Source organism: Flavisolibacter nicotianae (assembly GCF_003628535.1).
GTDB classification, from domain to species: domain Bacteria; phylum Bacteroidota; class Bacteroidia; order Chitinophagales; family Chitinophagaceae; genus Flavisolibacter; species Flavisolibacter nicotianae.
Genome location: NZ_RBCI01000004.1, coordinates 73,623 through 88,041, shown reverse-complemented (window position 1 = coordinate 88,041; position 14,419 = coordinate 73,623). Strand labels below are relative to the sequence as shown.

The following is a 14,419-nucleotide window of genomic DNA, read 5'->3' as shown; positions in this document are numbered from 1 at the left end:
TTTTCAGTGCAAAGAGACTAAGAGAAATTTTATCATAAACGCATTTTCTCTTTGCGGGTCTTTATCGCTTTGTTATTTAATTATTCTCCTGATTTTATTTGCTTGCTCGATCAGGTCTGTCAGGTAGGTATAATTTTCCTTTTCCAGACAGGCCTTGAATTTTCGCAACTGGCTGATGTGTTCATTTAAAACATCCAACACATTATCGCGGTTTTCTTTAAAAATAGGTACCCACATGGCGGGGTTGCTCTTTGCCAGGCGCACCGTGCTTTCAAAACCACCACTGGCCAGTTCGAAGATCGCTTCTTCCTCTTTTTCCTTTTCCAGTACGGTGTTGGCCAGGGCAAAGGAAGTGATATGCGAAATATGGCTGACATAGGCAACATGCACATCGTGATCAACTGCGTTCATGTAAACGAGGTGCATCCCCAACTCCTTGTAAATTTTCTCCACGAGTATCACAGCGTCTTCATCACTTTCTTCCTTGTTGCAGATAACGGTCGCCTTCGATACAAACGCTCCCTGTACGGCCGCCTCCGGCCCGCTGTATTCAGTTCCCCACATCGGGTGCGTAGCAACGAAGCGGCCTCTGTTCGGGTGCGTTTTAATCAATTCTAAAATTCCGCTCTTCGTCGACCCGGCATCCATGACCACCTGGTTTTGCACCTGGTCTAAAACAAGCGGTACAAGTTGTTGCAAGGCGTTGACAGGAGTTGTCAGGATAATGACGTCAGAAGCAACAACGGCTTGCTCCAGTGGTAGGATTTCATCCACCAATCCAAGTTCCAGCGCTTTTTGCTGGTGAGCGGGGTTGCTCTCCACACCGATCACTTTGCTGGCAATGCCTTTTTCTTTCAGGGCAATTGCCATGGAGCCTCCAATCAAACCGACACCAACAACTGTGATAACCATCCGTGTTTATTTGTTGACTTTAGTTTTTATTCTTATTCTGTTAATGGCTGCATCCAGGTTTTCGACCGTGCTGCACAGGCTGATCCGGATATAGCCATTTCCTTCACTTCCGAAAATACCGCCCGGTGTAATAAATACCCGTGCGTTGTAAAGTACCTCATCGCTCAATTCGTACCCGTCTTTATAGTTCGACGGCACTTTTGCCCAGACGAACATGCCGACCTGCTCTTTGCTGAACCGGCATTGCAGGAGGTCCAGCAGTTCAAATACTTTTTCGCGACGTTTTTTGTATTGCGCATTGAGTGCATCATGCCAGTCATCATTCAATTCGAGCGCCTTTGCAGCGGCCAGTTGCACGGGAAGGTACATACCACTGTCCATGTTGCTTTTAAACCGCAATACTTCGTCAATTCTTTCTTTGGCACCACAAAGCATGCCCACCCGCCAGCCGGCCATGTTGTGCGACTTGCTGAGTGAGTTCAATTCGATGACAACTTCTTTGGCTCCTTCAACGGCCAATAAACTCATTGGGTGATCATTCAGGATAAAGCTGTACGGATTGTCGTGACAGATCAGGATCTGGTGTTTTTTCCCGAACACAACGAGTTTTTCAAACAATTCTTTTGACGCTTGCTGGCCTGTCGGCATATGCGGGTAGTTTACCCACATCAGTTTGACTTTCGAAAGGTCTATTTTTTCCAATGCATCGAAATCCGGCGCCCATTCGTTTTCTTCTTTCAGGTGATAGTACACCGGCTTTCCCCCACTGAGCTTCACCGCGCTGCTGTAGGTCGGGTACCCCGGATTGGGTACGAGTGCTTCATCCCCTTCGTTCAGGTAGGTCATGCAAATATGCATAATGCCTTCTTTCGAGCCGATCAGGGGCAACACTTCTGTAACCGGATCCAAGGTGACGCCGTACCATTTTTGGTACCAGGCAGCAATAGAATTCCGTAGCGCCGCCACACCTTTGTAGCTTTGATAGGCATGTACGTTGGGTTTGCGGCTCTCGTTCTGCAACGTGCCAACAACCGCGGCATCCGGAGCCAGGTCGGGACTGCCAATGCCAAGATTGATCACCGTTTCTCCCTGCTTGTTCAGGCCTTCAATCTCCCGCAACTTTTGCGAGAAGTAATATTCGCCAATTCCGTTTAACCGGTTTGCTATCTCAATTTTCATTTGGATGAATTTGCATTACCATTTTTATAAACACCGTAAACCTTGATTGCTTCCGTTACCGGCCCGATCTCCCGAAGCACGGCGTGGAACTGCTCCATACTGTCAAATTCCAGGTCGGCGTGAAAGTTGTATTTCCATGCATTGCTGGGGATGGGAAAGCTTTGCAGCTTGCTTAAGTTGATACCGCCATCGGCAATCTTTGTCAGGACCCTTGCCAGGCTTCCCCTGGAATGGTCGGTATGAAACGACAGGGAAGCTTTGTCCGCGTCGGCCCTTTCCACGGCCGTTTTTTGTAAAATGAGAAATCTGGTGTAATTGTTTTTTTCCGTGTGGATGTTTTCCGCTGCGATCTCCAGTTGAAAAAGTTCGGCTGCCAGTTTACCCGCGATGCCGGCAATGTGTTTGCTTTTCCGCTGGTGAATGTGTTTTGCACTCAACGCCGTGTCTTCTGTTTCCACCAGTTTCCAGTTGAACTTTACCAGGTAGTCCATGCATTGCAGGATCGCAATGGGATGCGAGTGTACTTCTTTGATGTCTTCCAGCCTCACACCCGGATTGACAAGCAAATGCTGCTTGATGGGCAAATAAATTTCACCGACAATCGACAGGTTGGATTTGTGAAGCAGGTTATAATTCGCAAGGATGCTGCCGGCGATGGAGTTTTCGATGGCCATCACGCTGGCGTCGGTTTCTCCTTTTTTGGTCGCTTCCACCACCTCGCGGAAGGTGGCGCAGGGCAGAATGCCAATGTCTTTTCCGAAAAACTGGCGGGCAGCAATCTGGTGAAAACTTCCTTCAAAGCCCTGTATGGATACAATCTTTGCCATGTAAAATGAAAAATCCCGGCTTTTGGCCGGGATCTCTATTTGTTGAAATTTTTTGTTTCTGTAATAATCAACAAAAGCAATCCCGGCCTTTCGTAAAATAAAAGCTAAAATAAAAGTAACGGTATGCCTTGTTGTTTGTCATTCTGCCAACAAATATAAAAATGCTCTTTTTGTTAAAAAAAATATTTTCCTGCTTTTTATGATGGCCAAGGACGTAAAACGGAAAACCTGAGACGTCAAACAGGGCTTTCATATGTCCAAAACCGGTTCTCTCCAACTCTTGCTAATCTCCTGTGCATAAAGCCTGAGATATTCCCTGGTTTCACTTTTCACATTTGACGTTTCACCTTCTCACCGAATCTGCTTCGTTCATCCGGATTCGCCGTCCCTTGTATTTTTTGCCGTCGATTGCCTGTGTCATTTTACGGGCTGCGTCCTTGTCAACTTCAATCCAACTGTTCATCTCCTTCATATCGATGCGACCCAGAACGTCTTTCGGAAGGTCGCTCATGTCCAGGATGAATTGCAGGAAGCTGGCTTTGTAAAAACCATCTTTCGTACCGATGTTGACAAACAAACGCGTCATGTTGCCGCCGCCGCTAAACTCACGGCCACGTGTATCTCGCCGCCGGTCGCCGCCGGAACGATCGTCCCTTCTTTCGAAGCGTTGCTCCCGCTCCCGCATGTTCAGGTCTTCGGCATTTTCGTAATATTTCAGGAAGCGGTCAAATTCAAGAGCCGCCACCCGTTTGAGCACTTCTTCTTTCGAGACCTCGGCAAACTTTTCCGAAAGCATGGGAAGATAGGTTTCGTAGTCGCCATGGCTGATATCAGCAGAAAGAAGTTTGTCCATGAAGTAAAAGAACTGCTTCCGGCAAACGTCTTTTCCCGAGGGTACTTCCAGTTTGTGGAAAGGGACCTGCGTGATGCGCTCAATGTCGCGGATGCGTCTTGTTTCCCTTGAATGCACGATGGAAATACAGACACCCGTTTTACCGGCCCGACCCGTACGGCCACTTCTGTGCGTATAAACTTCAATGTCATCCGGCAGTTCAAAATTGATAACGTGTGTAATGCCCTGCACGTCGATGCCTCGGGCCGCCACATCGGTAGCGATCAGGAGCTGCAATGTCTTTTCGCGGAATTCATCCATCACTTTATTGCGCTGCTGCTGGCTGAGGTCGCCGTGCAGCGCTTCGATATCATATCCCTCGCGGGTAAGTTTTTCGGTGATCTCCTGGGCATCGGCCTTGGTACGGGTAAAGATGATACCGTACATGCCGGGGTTGAAATCGATCAGGCGTTTCAGGACTTCGTAACGATGCTGCGCCTGGGTAACGACATATTGGTGATCGACGCTTTTACTGGCGGTGTTCTTCTTTCCGACGGTGATTTCGAAAGGATCTTTCATGTACCGCTTGCTCACACTACGGATTTCCGGCGGCATGGTGGCACTGAACAGCCAGGTGCTTTCGCGTTTGGGAGTATTTTTAAGAATGGTTTCAATATCGTCCTGAAAACCCATGTTGAGCATTTCATCAGCCTCATCCAGCACAACATAGCTGATCTCTTCCAGGTTAATTGCTTTCCGCTCAATCAGATCGATGAGGCGGCCTGGCGTGGCCACCACGATCTGCACGCCACGCCGGATGTCGCGGATCTGCGCAGAAATAGACGTGCCGCCATAGACGGCAACAAGGTGAATGCCCTTCGAATGCTTGTTGAAATTTTCAATTTCATTCACGATCTGCATACACAGCTCGCGGGTAGGACAAATGACCAGCGCCTGCGGAAATTTCTTTGCCGGATCTACCAGTTGCAGAAGCGGCAGGCCAAAAGCGGCCGTTTTCCCTGTTCCGGTTTGGGCCAATCCTACTAAGTCTTTTGTTCCGGAAAGCAAGACCGGGATGGCCTTTTCCTGTATATTAGTGGGCTGCGTAAAGCCCATTTCTTCTATCGATGTTAAAAGCTGTTCATTCAGCCCAAGGTCACGAAACGTTGCCATAAGAATATTTGCGCAAAGGTAACCGCTGTTCGGCAGGATTAAGGGCGGTCAATTGTATTTTATAGATTGTGGAGGGCTTTCCTGTATTGAAATGTGCACACCCAAAATGATTTGACGAGAAGGAATGTGCCTTTTTCCCTAAAATTTCCTGCCGGACTCAGAACGCCGGCCATCCACGGTTAAAAAAGAAAAGCTGCCCTGTTTTCAGGACAGCCCTCTATGATTGCTTGCCTTTAAAGATCTTTTCTGTCAGGCCGCGGCAGGCGAACAACCTAACTATAAAAACAATTACAATTACTTCTTTGTAGAGTCAACTGTAGTTGTTGTAGTTGTTTTTGTAGAGTCTACAACTTTACCAGTAGTGTCAGTTACAACCGGAGCAGTAACAGCTGAATCAGCAGTTGTAGTTGTTGTAGTAGTAGAAGTAGAGTCAGTCTTAGAAGCTTCTCCAGCTTTGTTGTCACAAGCTACTAATACACCAGCGATAGCCAGAATTCCGAGGAACTTTTTCATGTGTCTTTGATTTTTGATTGGTTTAAAAAGTAAAAAACGTTTTCCGATTATTTTTTCAAACTGTCGGTAGTCTTATCTGCTACGGAGTCAACTTTTGCTTTAAAAGAGTCCGTGTTTTTTTCAATGGTATCCTTTGCTTTTTCAGCGGCGTTCTCTACAGATTCGATTTTTTCATTTTTAACTGAATCTGCCGAGTCCTTGATGTCTTTCGCGGCATCCCCTGCGTTGTTGCAGGAAGCCAGAAATCCAACTGCGATTACAAGAGCAAAAAGCCTTTTCATGGTTTGTTGTTTAAGGGTTTCTAATTCTATTTTAACGTATCTCTCACCGAATCCTTCACACTCCGTAAATCATCAATCTTCGCCTTCACAGCATCCAGTGTCCGCTCTCCCTTCGCCTTAACAGAATCTTTTATTTTCCCGAGGCTGGTGTCCAGTTCCTGTTTCAGGCTGTCCGCCTTCGATTCCACTTTCGCACTGTTGTCGCAGGCTGCCAGGGAAAGGACCAGGAGCGAAAAAAGAACGCACTGTTTCATTTTGCACCGGATTTACAGGATTAATACGCGGATAAAAAAAAGGTAACCCCCTGATTGAAAAAAAATTTTTACCGCCATCTTTGGGTTACTATTTCACCATTTTAGTATTAAAAGAAGATTGCAGTTGAAAGCAGCGTATGACCAAACAGCTTTGTTGGAAGGATTAGCCCGGCAGGACAAAAAAGCTATCGAAACCATCTATAAAGAGAATTTCAACCTGATTCAATCCCTGGTGCTGAACAACAATGGCAGCACGGAAGATGCAAAAGATGTTTTCCAGGAAGCCATGATTGTTTTGTACCAAAAAGTTCAATCCGGATCCTTTGAATTAAACTGTCAACTGAAAACGTTTGTCTATTCTGTGTGCAGGCGTTTATGGTTAAAGCGGCTGATGCAGCAAAACCGTTACGCTTTGTATGAAAGTCATGAGGACCTGGTGGTAGTTGACGAAGAGGTGGAGGATCACGAGCAGCGTAATCTCGAGTTTAGTTTGATGGAAAAGGCAATGAACAGCCTGGGTGAACCCTGCCGCAGCCTGCTCGAGGCGTTTTACCTTCAAAAGAAGGGAATGCAGGAAATCGCGGCCAGTTTTGGATACACCAACGCCGACAATGCCAAAACACAGAAGTACAAGTGCCTGATGAGACTGAAGAAGCTATTTTTTTCGCAGTATAAAAACGGACCCCAGTGATGGAAGATGTTAAATTAGTAGAAGCCGTCGAACGCTATCTTTCGGGAGAAATGCCCGCAGAGGAGCAGGCCTATTTTGAGAGCCTGCGCAAAAGCAACCCGGAGGTTGACCAGTTGGTGGTCGAACACTCCTTTTTTCTTCAGCAACTAAATCGCTTTGAAGATCTTCGCCAATTGAAAAGCAAGCTGAACGAAACGCACCTCCACCTGGTTGAGGACGGCACCATTCACGCACCCAAGTTAAAAGGCGGGGCCAAGCTGGTTTACCTTTTTCACCGGTATAAGCGCACAGCGGCGATTGCAGCCTCTATTGCCGGCATCACGGCAATGGCCATTAGCGCTCTGGTCTGGTCCTTCTCTCCCGTTAAAAATGGCATGACGCAGGATGTTCAGCAGTTGAATCGTAAAATTGACAACCTTGAACAGCACAACCGTGTCCAGGACAACAAGATCAATACGGTGATCCGGCAAATGGAAAGCGTTCCGCCAACGCCTCCGGCGAATATCACGTACACCAGCGGTGGTACAGGTTTCCTCGTAAATGCAAAGGGATACCTGGTGACCAATTACCATGTGGTGGAAGGTGCGAAGTACATCGCTGTTCAAAATTCCGCCGGTAAGGATTTGCAGGCATTGGTCGTTTATCCTGATCCGAAACGCGATATTGCCATCCTGAAAATTGTGGATACAGCCTTCAAAGCGCCTTCGTCCATCCCCTACAGCATCCGGAAAACAACGGCCGATATTGCGGAACCCATTTTCTCACTCGGCTACCCGAGAAATGACATTGTCTACGGCGAGGGCTACCTGGCAGCAAGGACCGGCTATAACGGCGATACGCTTTCGATGCAGATTTCGATCGACGCCAACCGTGGTAATAGCGGCAGCCCCATTATCAACCGCAACGGCGAAATCATCGGTGTGCTGAGTGCGAGACAAACGTCTGCCGAAGGCGCTGTCTTCGCTGTGCAGTCGAAATACATTTACAAGGCGTTGTCGGAACTCCGTAAAGCAGACTCCGCGTACCAGAATGTTAAGCTGCCAGCGACTTCATCCCTCAAGGGTGCCGATCGCACACAGCAGGTAAAGAAGATTTCGGATTTTGTGTATATGGTGAAAGTGAATTACCAGCAATAAAAAAATACTTCATAAAAAAAGGGCTCAATCAATTTGAGCCCTTTTTCATTTGATAACATTTACCACAAACGGTTGGGATATTCATTTGCTTCTATCAGGTCATTGAGATTTTTCTGAACGATCGGTGCATCTTCCCGGTAGGTTACACCGAACCAGGGCGCTGAGGTCGGGATTACCTTGATGCTGCCACGTCCGCTCTTAATGAACTGGTCGGCAACAAAAGGAATCAGGAATTCAGCCTTCGGATCGTTAATGCTCCTGCCGAGGAAGGCTTCAAATTCCTCGCGGATAAAGGGGAAAATAGAAGGATGGAAGCACCAGAAATTCATAGACGATTTGGCTTCTTCCTGCACAGGAAAGGTTGCTCCGTTCGTTTCCTCATATACGATCTGGCCGTTCTGGCGATACAGCTTTACCCTTTCGTTGATGCCGGCCAGTTGGTCGTTGTCGCCAACTTCGATCACGCCACGGCTGACAGAACCATGATCGGATAAGGTTTTATTCAGGTTATATGCAACGATACCGTAAAGGTCTTCCCGGCATTCCATCGTCAGGAAGTTATTGGCCTTGGCAAAGGCATCCGTGCCATAAAAATCGTCCGCATTGATCACGGCAAACGGGCCTTTTACGGCATTGTGGGCACAAAGAATAGCGTGGGCGGTGCCCCAGGGTTTTTTACGGTCTTCGGGAATTGCATGTGTGCCGAGGAAGGCATCCAACTCCTGGTACACATATTCAGTTTCGATCTTGCCATTCAGCTTCGGTTCAAAAATATTTTTAAAGTCTTCAGCAAAATCTTTCCGGATGATAAAGACGATCTTGCTAAACCCGCTTTTGATCGCATCGTAAATCGAGTAATCCATGATGGTTTCACCGCTGGGTCCGAATTGCTGTATTTGTTTCATACTGCCGTAACGCGAAGCCATGCCTGCGGCCATGATAACTAACGTTGGTTTCATATTTCCCTTTTTAAAAATTGGTGCGAAAATAATTACTTTTCCTGCGTTTTTATGAGCGAACCAATTCCATGTAAATCCACCATTGAACCTCTTTCCTCCTATTTCAATCTCCGAACAAAAGTGGATGTGCTCCGACTTGACCTGGTTCACCCGGTCGTGTCCGGTAACAAATGGTTCAAGCTGAAAAAATACATCGAAGAAGCGAAACAGGGTCAAAAAAAACTGGTCACATTTGGCGGAGCCTTTTCCAATCATTTGCTGGCAACAGCGGCTGCAGCACAAAAAGAAGGCCTGCAAAGTGTGGGCATCGTTCGGGGCGAAGAGCCGGCCATTTTATCCCACACACTTCGCCAGGCCCGTTCCTTTGGCATGGAACTTCAGTTTGTTTCCCGCGAAGCCTACCGTCAACTTCATTATCCTGGAAACCTGCCCGCCAATTTGCCCGGAGATTCCCTGGTCATTCCCGAAGGCGGTTACGGCTACCCTGGAGCCAGGGGAGCAGAGGCCATTCTTGCAGAAAACGAGACAGGTGTTTACACGCATATCCTCTGTGCCGTAGGTACGGGCACAACGCTGGCAGGAATGATTTGTTCCGCAATGGAAGGGCAGCAACTCATTGGTATTCCTGTTCTGAAAAACGCTTTTTCCCTTCGGAAGGAAATCAATGAACTCCTTCCATCGGAAAAGAAGGACGCGTTTGCGCTTATTCAGGATTATCACTTCGGCGGCTATGCCAAAAAAACGGAGGCCCTGCTTTCTTTTATGAACGATCTCTATTCCCGTTCCGGCATCCCAACGGATTTTGTTTATACAAGCAAGGCATTTTTTGCTGCACTGGACCTGGTCAGGAACGGGTATTTTTCAGAGGAGGATAAGCTGCTGGTCGTGCATACCGGTGGCCTGCAGGGAAATGATTCTCTAAAAAAGGGAACGTTAATTTTTGACTGAGTCTGGCTTCCGCTTTTATATTTGCGAAAACACGCAGAGTGTTGTTTGATACACAATTATGAGGCGTATTCTTTTATTGCTCGGCCCTTTGTTTTGTTTATCCGTTGCCTTTGGACAGGACACGTTACCCAAATTTTCTGTTCGCAACCTCGGATTTGATCGCGACGGGAATCCAAGTATTGTCATCAGTTGGATCAACAAATACGATTCACTCAATCAGATCAGCATTCAAACTTCGCACGACAGTTTAAAGAACTACCGCACCCTGATCAGCCTTACCGATCCAAATGCCAAAATGAACGGCTTTGCAGACAAACGGGCACCGAACGACCATATGTTCTACCGTTTGTTTATTGTGCGGGGAAACGGGCAATATCTTTTTTCTGTCCCGAAAAGACCATCGAACGATACATCGAAAGTGGCCACGTTGATGGAAACGGTTGTTGCAAAACAGCCGGACTTTCGCGATCAGAAAGAGGCGAAGAAGCCTGATTTTGTACCGTCGTTTTATGTGTATACCAACAAAGACGGTTATGTTTTCATTAACCTGCCGGATGCGGAAAAGCAGAAATACCACATCAAGTTTTTTGAAGAAGACAACAGCTTTCTTTTCGAAATTAAGAATGTACGGCAGCGTGGCCTGACCCTTGACAAGACCAATTTCCTCCATGCCGGCTGGTTTAATTTTGAGCTGTACAACGACGAAAAGCTGGTGGAGCGGCACAAATTTTACCTGGGCAGGGAATTTTAACCGGCACAGGCACCGATCAACCGGCCGTCAGAATAGCGAAAGCAGTCTTCTGTTTCAGATGATCGTCCTTGTTATTCTGTTGCTTCGTCCAAAATATCTACCCGGAAGACATTTTCGAAATTGCGCTTGAGCTTTTCCTTTACTTCATCCAACGGCACCTTTCTCCCAAGTTCTTCTTTAAGCGACGTTACCTTTTTGTTTTGGATGCCACAGGGAATGATGTAGTTGAAATACGAAAGATCCGTGTTTACATTGAAAGCAAAACCGTGCATAGTGACCCAGCGGCTGCATCGGACACCCATAGCACAGATCTTTCGCTCCTTTCCTTTCGTTTGAGCATCAATCCAGACCCCCGTTTCTCCGGGTGAACGGCCGGCAACGATACCATATTCGGCAAGCGTCAGAATAATGACTTCCTCCAATTCCCGCAGGTAACGGCCAATATCCGTATAAAATTTTTCCAGGTCCAGGATGGGATAACCAACGATCTGTTGCGGGCCATGAAATGTAATGTCGCCACCGCGGTTGGTTTGAAAGAATTCAATTCCCCGTTGTCTCCGCTCCTGTTCGTTAATCAATACATGTTCCATCTTACCACTCTTGCCAAGCGTGTAGACAGGCGGATGTTCAACAAAAAGTAAATGGTGTTGAGTGGCAACCTGCTCCGCAGTTTCTCCATCGGTATTTTCACCGGCAAGCGCATTTGCCTTTACGGCCAGATTCTTCTTCAGCAGGACATCCTGGTAATCCCAGGCCGCCTGGTAATCCATTTTGCCCAAATCCCTAAACCATACTTTTTGTTTTTCCATAGCCTTGCAAAAGTAAGCTCCTTTATTTTTGCAGGCTTATGGCAGACGAAACGGACAATATCGAGGATCGGGAAAGCAGCGACGAACTATACGAGCGGTTTGTGTTCAATGCCGACAAAGGCCAGGAACCTTACCGGATCGATAAGTTTTTAATGAACCGGATTGATGGCGCAACGCGTAACAAACTACAGCAAGCCATCAATTCCGGGCTGGTACTTGTCAATGGAAAGGAGGTCAAGCAGAATTACAAGATCAAAGCCTTCGACCAGATCATCGTTTATTCCGACCTGACGCCTGAGTCGACGGACATTGTTCCGGAGAATATTCCGCTTAATATCCATTACGAAGACGACGATGTCATTATCGTCAACAAGCCGGCCGGCATGGTTGTTCACCCCGGCAGCGGCAATTACACCGGCACTCTGCTAAATGGAATTGCATATTACCTGCAGCAAAAAAATCCTTCCATCAATGAAGAGGCGCTGCCCCGCTTTGGCCTGGTGCACCGCATCGATAAAAACACGAGCGGGCTGCTGGTGCTGGCCAAAACCGACAAGGCCATGCGGCTGTTGGCCAAGCAGTTTTACGACCACACCGTCAAACGCGAATACATTGCATTGGTCTGGGGCGATTTGGTAGAAGATGAAGGAACGATCATTGCGCATGTGGGTCGCAACCTGCGTTTTCGGAAATTATTCGAAGCTTATCCCGAAGGAGATCATGGGAAGGAAGCCATTACCCATTACAATGTACTGGAGCGGTTTAACTACGTCACCCTGGTGCGATGCGTGCTGGAAACCGGACGTACCCACCAGATCAGGGTGCACATGAAACACATTGGGCATCCCCTGTTCGCCGACGATTTTTATGGCGGCGACAAAATTGTCAAGGGAACGATTTTCAGCAAGTACAAGCAATTTGTGGACAATTGCTTTGCGATCTGCTCTCGCCAGGCTCTCCATGCTAAAACACTGGGTTTTATCCACCCGTCCACCGGCGAAGAAATCAATTTCGAAACCGAACTTCCGGACGATATGCACCAGGTGATTGAAAAATGGAGAGGCTATGTCAAAACACTGAAAAAAGAGTAGGCTTATTTCTTTGGAAACAACATTTTGTAATCAACCTGGATGGCGCCCTTTGAAATGTCATCCAGTTTTCGTTTGTACAATTTTCGCTTCAGAGGCGACAGGTAGTCGATGAACAACTTGCCGTCTGTGTGATCGTATTCGTGCAGAATGATCCGGCCCGTTACCCCGTCGAAAGTCTTTTTGTGCTTGTGGAATTTCTCGTCCATGTATTCGATGGTCACTTCTTCTGCGCGGTAAACGTCTTCGCGGATTTTTGGAATGCTTAAGCAACCTTCGTTATACGGCCAGTCGTCGCCGGCCTCTTCCACGATGTGTGCGTTAATGAAGACTTGCTTAACGCCAGGCGCATCGGGGTAGTCGTTTTCTTCTTTTTCCTCGTCGTCCATGTTGACAAAAATCTGTGCACTGTCCACGACAAATAAGCGAATGGGACGATTGATCTGCGGTGCAGCCAGCCCAACGCCATTGCTGGCATACATTGTTTCCCACATGTCTTCAATCAACTTGTCCAGTCCAGGGTAGTCCGGCGTGATGTCTTCTGCCACCTTTCTTAAAACCGGGTGCCCATAGGCTACGATCGGAAGTATCATCTTAGTTTCCTTTTTGAATTACGAGGGGCAAAGGTAACGTAACCGGCCGTGGTTTTGGCTATCGGAAACTCTAAAATTGGGAGGCTAAAACCGATTCATGTATTCCTGCAACATGATGGTCGCTGCGATTTCATCTACCAGCGCCTTGTTTTGCCTTTGCTTTTTTTTGAGCCCCATTTGCAGCATGGCCTGGCTGGCCATTTTCGACGTGAATCGTTCGTCCACTTCGGAAATGGGCAGTGAGGGAAAGGCTTTTTTAAATTGACCAATGAAGGTTTTCACCAGTGGCGTGGCATGGGTGTCGGAATCGTCCATGTTGGTTGGCATTCCAATGATTACTTCTTCCACGCCTTCCCGGAGAATGTAGTCTTTGAGGTAGGCCATTAGTTTGGGCGTTTCTACGGTCGTAAGGCCGGTTGCAATGATCTTCAGCGGATCGGTGACCGCCAGGCCGGTTCTCTTCTTTCCGTAGTCGATGGATAAAATTCTGCCCATACTTAAAATTTTACAAAAAGGTCGGCAATGACAAATGCTGCAAAAACCACGCTGGCAATGCCATTGGCGGTCATGAATGCCAGGTTGACCCGGCGCAGGTCGTTGGGCTTCACTACGGAATGTTGGTAAACCAGCATGCCGCCAAACACCAGGATCCCGATCCAGTAGAGCCATCCAAACTGACCGAACTTACCCGCCGCTATCACTGACGCAGCGCTGAGCAGGTGAAGAAATTCCGACACATGCAACGCCTTTGCTTTTCCAAGCCACGCGGGAATGGAATAGAGCTTGTTGGATTTATCAAACTCCTCATCCTGCAGCGCATAGATGATGTCGAAGCCGCTCACCCAGAAAATGACGGCCAGTGAAAACAAAATAGGAAGCCAGTGAAAGGCTCCGGTTACGGCCAGGTAGGCGCCAATCGGGGCAAGCGAAAGGCCCAGGCCTAACACCAGATGGCAGAGCGGTGTAAACCGTTTGGTATAACTATAACCCAGGACGACAGCCAGTGCTACCGGTGACAGGTAAAAACAAAGACGGTTGATAAAAAACGTCGCCACGACAAAGAGCAGGCAACTGGCAATGGTAAAGACCAGGGCGTTTTTGGGTGTGATGATTCCTTTGGGAATTTCACGGATGGCGGTGCGGGGATTGAGGGCATCCCACTTGCGATCGAGGTAGCGGTTGAAGGCCATGGCAGCGCTGCGGGCTGTGACCATGCACACCAGGACCAGCAAAAAATAAACGGGAATGGTCTGGTATGGATTTGCGCCTTGCATTAATTGCATGGCCAGAGAATCGTCGGACATTTTTTGGTGAAAGATGATTCGGGTTGCGTTGCTCTCGTCGAACGAAACCCATCCAAAATGCTGGTTTGATGCCACAGCCAGGAAAAAACCGATCAATGCAAAGGGCATGGCAAAGATGGTATGGGAAAATTTTATGAGAGAAAGATAGTTTTTTACCGTTTTCATTTTC

Annotated in this window: 17 protein-coding genes; 5 read left to right on the top strand and 12 right to left on the bottom strand. The window is 47.6% G+C overall.

From position 1 onward, the window contains the following. Positions 1–72 precede the first annotated feature (72 nt). From D6024_RS12160 to D6024_RS12125, 7 genes are all read right to left on the bottom strand, one after another. The gene (locus D6024_RS12160; RefSeq protein ID WP_121354910.1) at positions 73–912 is read right to left on the bottom strand and encodes a prephenate dehydrogenase; all 840 of its coding nucleotides are present in this window, start codon (positions 910–912) and stop codon (positions 73–75) included. 6 nt (positions 913–918) lie between these two features. Further along, positions 919–2,091: a pyridoxal phosphate-dependent aminotransferase gene (locus D6024_RS12155; protein WP_121354909.1), complete on the bottom strand. Its 1,173-nt coding sequence runs from the start codon at positions 2,089–2,091 to the stop codon at positions 919–921. After that, the gene (locus D6024_RS12150; RefSeq protein WP_121354908.1) at positions 2,088–2,918 is read right to left on the bottom strand and encodes a prephenate dehydratase; all 831 of its coding nucleotides are present in this window, start codon (positions 2,916–2,918) and stop codon (positions 2,088–2,090) included. The genes D6024_RS12155 and D6024_RS12150 overlap by 4 nt, the downstream gene beginning before the upstream one ends. 343 nt (positions 2,919–3,261) lie before the next feature. Continuing rightward, positions 3,262–4,923, bottom strand: coding sequence for a DEAD/DEAH box helicase (locus D6024_RS12140; RefSeq protein WP_121354906.1), 1,662 nt, complete (start codon positions 4,921–4,923; stop codon positions 3,262–3,264). A gap of 294 nt (positions 4,924–5,217) precedes the next feature. After that, on the bottom strand, positions 5,218–5,436 hold the full coding sequence (locus D6024_RS12135; protein ID WP_121354905.1) for a hypothetical protein: 219 nt from the start codon (positions 5,434–5,436) through the stop codon (positions 5,218–5,220). Positions 5,437–5,483: 47 nt separating this feature from the next. Next, positions 5,484–5,717 carry a hypothetical protein gene (locus D6024_RS12130; protein ID WP_121354904.1) on the bottom strand — a complete coding sequence of 78 codons (234 nt, stop codon included), beginning with the start codon at positions 5,715–5,717 and terminating at the stop codon, positions 5,484–5,486. A 26-nt stretch (positions 5,718–5,743) separates the two neighbouring features. After that, positions 5,744–5,971 (bottom strand): hypothetical protein, encoded by a 228-nt coding sequence (locus D6024_RS12125; protein ID WP_121354903.1) that lies wholly within the window; start codon positions 5,969–5,971, stop codon positions 5,744–5,746. A 154-nt stretch (positions 5,972–6,125) separates the two neighbouring features. Here D6024_RS12125 and D6024_RS12120 point away from each other — a divergent pair, with 154 nt between their 5' ends. Then, positions 6,126–6,662 carry an RNA polymerase sigma factor gene (locus D6024_RS12120; protein WP_240410018.1) on the top strand — a complete coding sequence of 179 codons (537 nt, stop codon included), beginning with the start codon at positions 6,126–6,128 and terminating at the stop codon, positions 6,660–6,662. Beyond that, positions 6,662–7,798, top strand: a complete 1,137-nt coding sequence (locus tag D6024_RS12115) for a S1 family peptidase (RefSeq protein ID WP_121354902.1) — start codon at positions 6,662–6,664, stop codon at positions 7,796–7,798. The genes D6024_RS12120 and D6024_RS12115 overlap by 1 nt, the downstream gene beginning before the upstream one ends. Positions 7,799–7,857: 59 nt before the next feature. On the opposite strand, the gene D6024_RS12110 is transcribed toward D6024_RS12115, so the two are convergent. After that, the gene (locus D6024_RS12110; protein WP_121354901.1) at positions 7,858–8,757 is read right to left on the bottom strand and encodes a sugar phosphate nucleotidyltransferase; all 900 of its coding nucleotides are present in this window, start codon (positions 8,755–8,757) and stop codon (positions 7,858–7,860) included. A 51-nt stretch (positions 8,758–8,808) separates the two neighbouring features. Here D6024_RS12110 and D6024_RS12105 point away from each other — a divergent pair, with 51 nt between their 5' ends. Next, positions 8,809–9,705: a 1-aminocyclopropane-1-carboxylate deaminase/D-cysteine desulfhydrase gene (locus D6024_RS12105; RefSeq protein WP_121354900.1), complete on the top strand. Its 897-nt coding sequence runs from the start codon at positions 8,809–8,811 to the stop codon at positions 9,703–9,705. 58 nt (positions 9,706–9,763) lie between these two features. Beyond that, positions 9,764–10,456 carry a hypothetical protein gene (locus D6024_RS12100; RefSeq protein WP_121354899.1) on the top strand — a complete coding sequence of 231 codons (693 nt, stop codon included), beginning with the start codon at positions 9,764–9,766 and terminating at the stop codon, positions 10,454–10,456. Between the two features lie 71 nt (positions 10,457–10,527). On the opposite strand, the gene lipB is transcribed toward D6024_RS12100, so the two are convergent. After that, positions 10,528–11,265, bottom strand: a complete 738-nt coding sequence (lipB, locus tag D6024_RS12095) for a lipoyl(octanoyl) transferase LipB (protein WP_121354898.1) — start codon at positions 11,263–11,265, stop codon at positions 10,528–10,530. A gap of 38 nt (positions 11,266–11,303) precedes the next feature. Here lipB and D6024_RS12090 point away from each other — a divergent pair, with 38 nt between their 5' ends. Beyond that, positions 11,304–12,356, top strand: coding sequence for an RluA family pseudouridine synthase (locus D6024_RS12090; RefSeq protein WP_121354897.1), 1,053 nt, complete (start codon positions 11,304–11,306; stop codon positions 12,354–12,356). A gap of 2 nt (positions 12,357–12,358) precedes the next feature. Here D6024_RS12090 and def read toward each other — a convergent pair whose 3' ends face one another. The 3 genes from def to D6024_RS12075 form a co-directional block, all read right to left on the bottom strand. Further along, on the bottom strand, positions 12,359–12,946 hold the full coding sequence (gene def / locus D6024_RS12085) for a peptide deformylase (RefSeq protein ID WP_121354896.1): 588 nt from the start codon (positions 12,944–12,946) through the stop codon (positions 12,359–12,361). A gap of 84 nt (positions 12,947–13,030) precedes the next feature. After that, positions 13,031–13,441: a Holliday junction resolvase RuvX gene (gene ruvX / locus D6024_RS12080; RefSeq protein WP_121354895.1), complete on the bottom strand. Its 411-nt coding sequence runs from the start codon at positions 13,439–13,441 to the stop codon at positions 13,031–13,033. A gap of 2 nt (positions 13,442–13,443) precedes the next feature. Then, entirely contained in the window at positions 13,444–14,415 is a 972-nt protein-coding gene (locus D6024_RS12075) for a UbiA-like polyprenyltransferase (protein WP_121354894.1), read from the bottom strand. Positions 14,416–14,419 lie beyond the last annotated feature (4 nt).

Coding starts and splice junctions, on each gene's coding strand:
- D6024_RS12160 (WP_121354910.1), bottom strand. CDS start 912: ATGGTTATCACAGTTGTTGGTGTCGGTTTGATTGGAGGCTCCATGGCA.
- D6024_RS12155 (WP_121354909.1), bottom strand. CDS start 2,091: ATGAAAATTGAGATAGCAAACCGGTTAAACGGAATTGGCGAATATTAC.
- D6024_RS12150 (WP_121354908.1), bottom strand. CDS start 2,918: ATGGCAAAGATTGTATCCATACAGGGCTTTGAAGGAAGTTTTCACCAG.
- D6024_RS12140 (WP_121354906.1), bottom strand. CDS start 4,923: ATGGCAACGTTTCGTGACCTTGGGCTGAATGAACAGCTTTTAACATCG.
- D6024_RS12135 (WP_121354905.1), bottom strand. CDS start 5,436: ATGAAAAAGTTCCTCGGAATTCTGGCTATCGCTGGTGTATTAGTAGCT.
- D6024_RS12130 (WP_121354904.1), bottom strand. CDS start 5,717: ATGAAAAGGCTTTTTGCTCTTGTAATCGCAGTTGGATTTCTGGCTTCC.
- D6024_RS12125 (WP_121354903.1), bottom strand. CDS start 5,971: ATGAAACAGTGCGTTCTTTTTTCGCTCCTGGTCCTTTCCCTGGCAGCC.
- D6024_RS12115 (WP_121354902.1), top strand. CDS start 6,662: ATGGAAGATGTTAAATTAGTAGAAGCCGTCGAACGCTATCTTTCGGGA.
- D6024_RS12110 (WP_121354901.1), bottom strand. CDS start 8,757: ATGAAACCAACGTTAGTTATCATGGCCGCAGGCATGGCTTCGCGTTAC.
- D6024_RS12105 (WP_121354900.1), top strand. CDS start 8,809: ATGAGCGAACCAATTCCATGTAAATCCACCATTGAACCTCTTTCCTCC.
- D6024_RS12100 (WP_121354899.1), top strand. CDS start 9,764: ATGAGGCGTATTCTTTTATTGCTCGGCCCTTTGTTTTGTTTATCCGTT.
- lipB (WP_121354898.1), bottom strand. CDS start 11,265: ATGGAAAAACAAAAAGTATGGTTTAGGGATTTGGGCAAAATGGATTAC.
- D6024_RS12090 (WP_121354897.1), top strand. CDS start 11,304: ATGGCAGACGAAACGGACAATATCGAGGATCGGGAAAGCAGCGACGAA.
- def (WP_121354896.1), bottom strand. CDS start 12,946: ATGATACTTCCGATCGTAGCCTATGGGCACCCGGTTTTAAGAAAGGTG.
- ruvX (WP_121354895.1), bottom strand. CDS start 13,441: ATGGGCAGAATTTTATCCATCGACTACGGAAAGAAGAGAACCGGCCTG.
- D6024_RS12075 (WP_121354894.1), bottom strand. CDS start 14,415: ATGAAAACGGTAAAAAACTATCTTTCTCTCATAAAATTTTCCCATACC.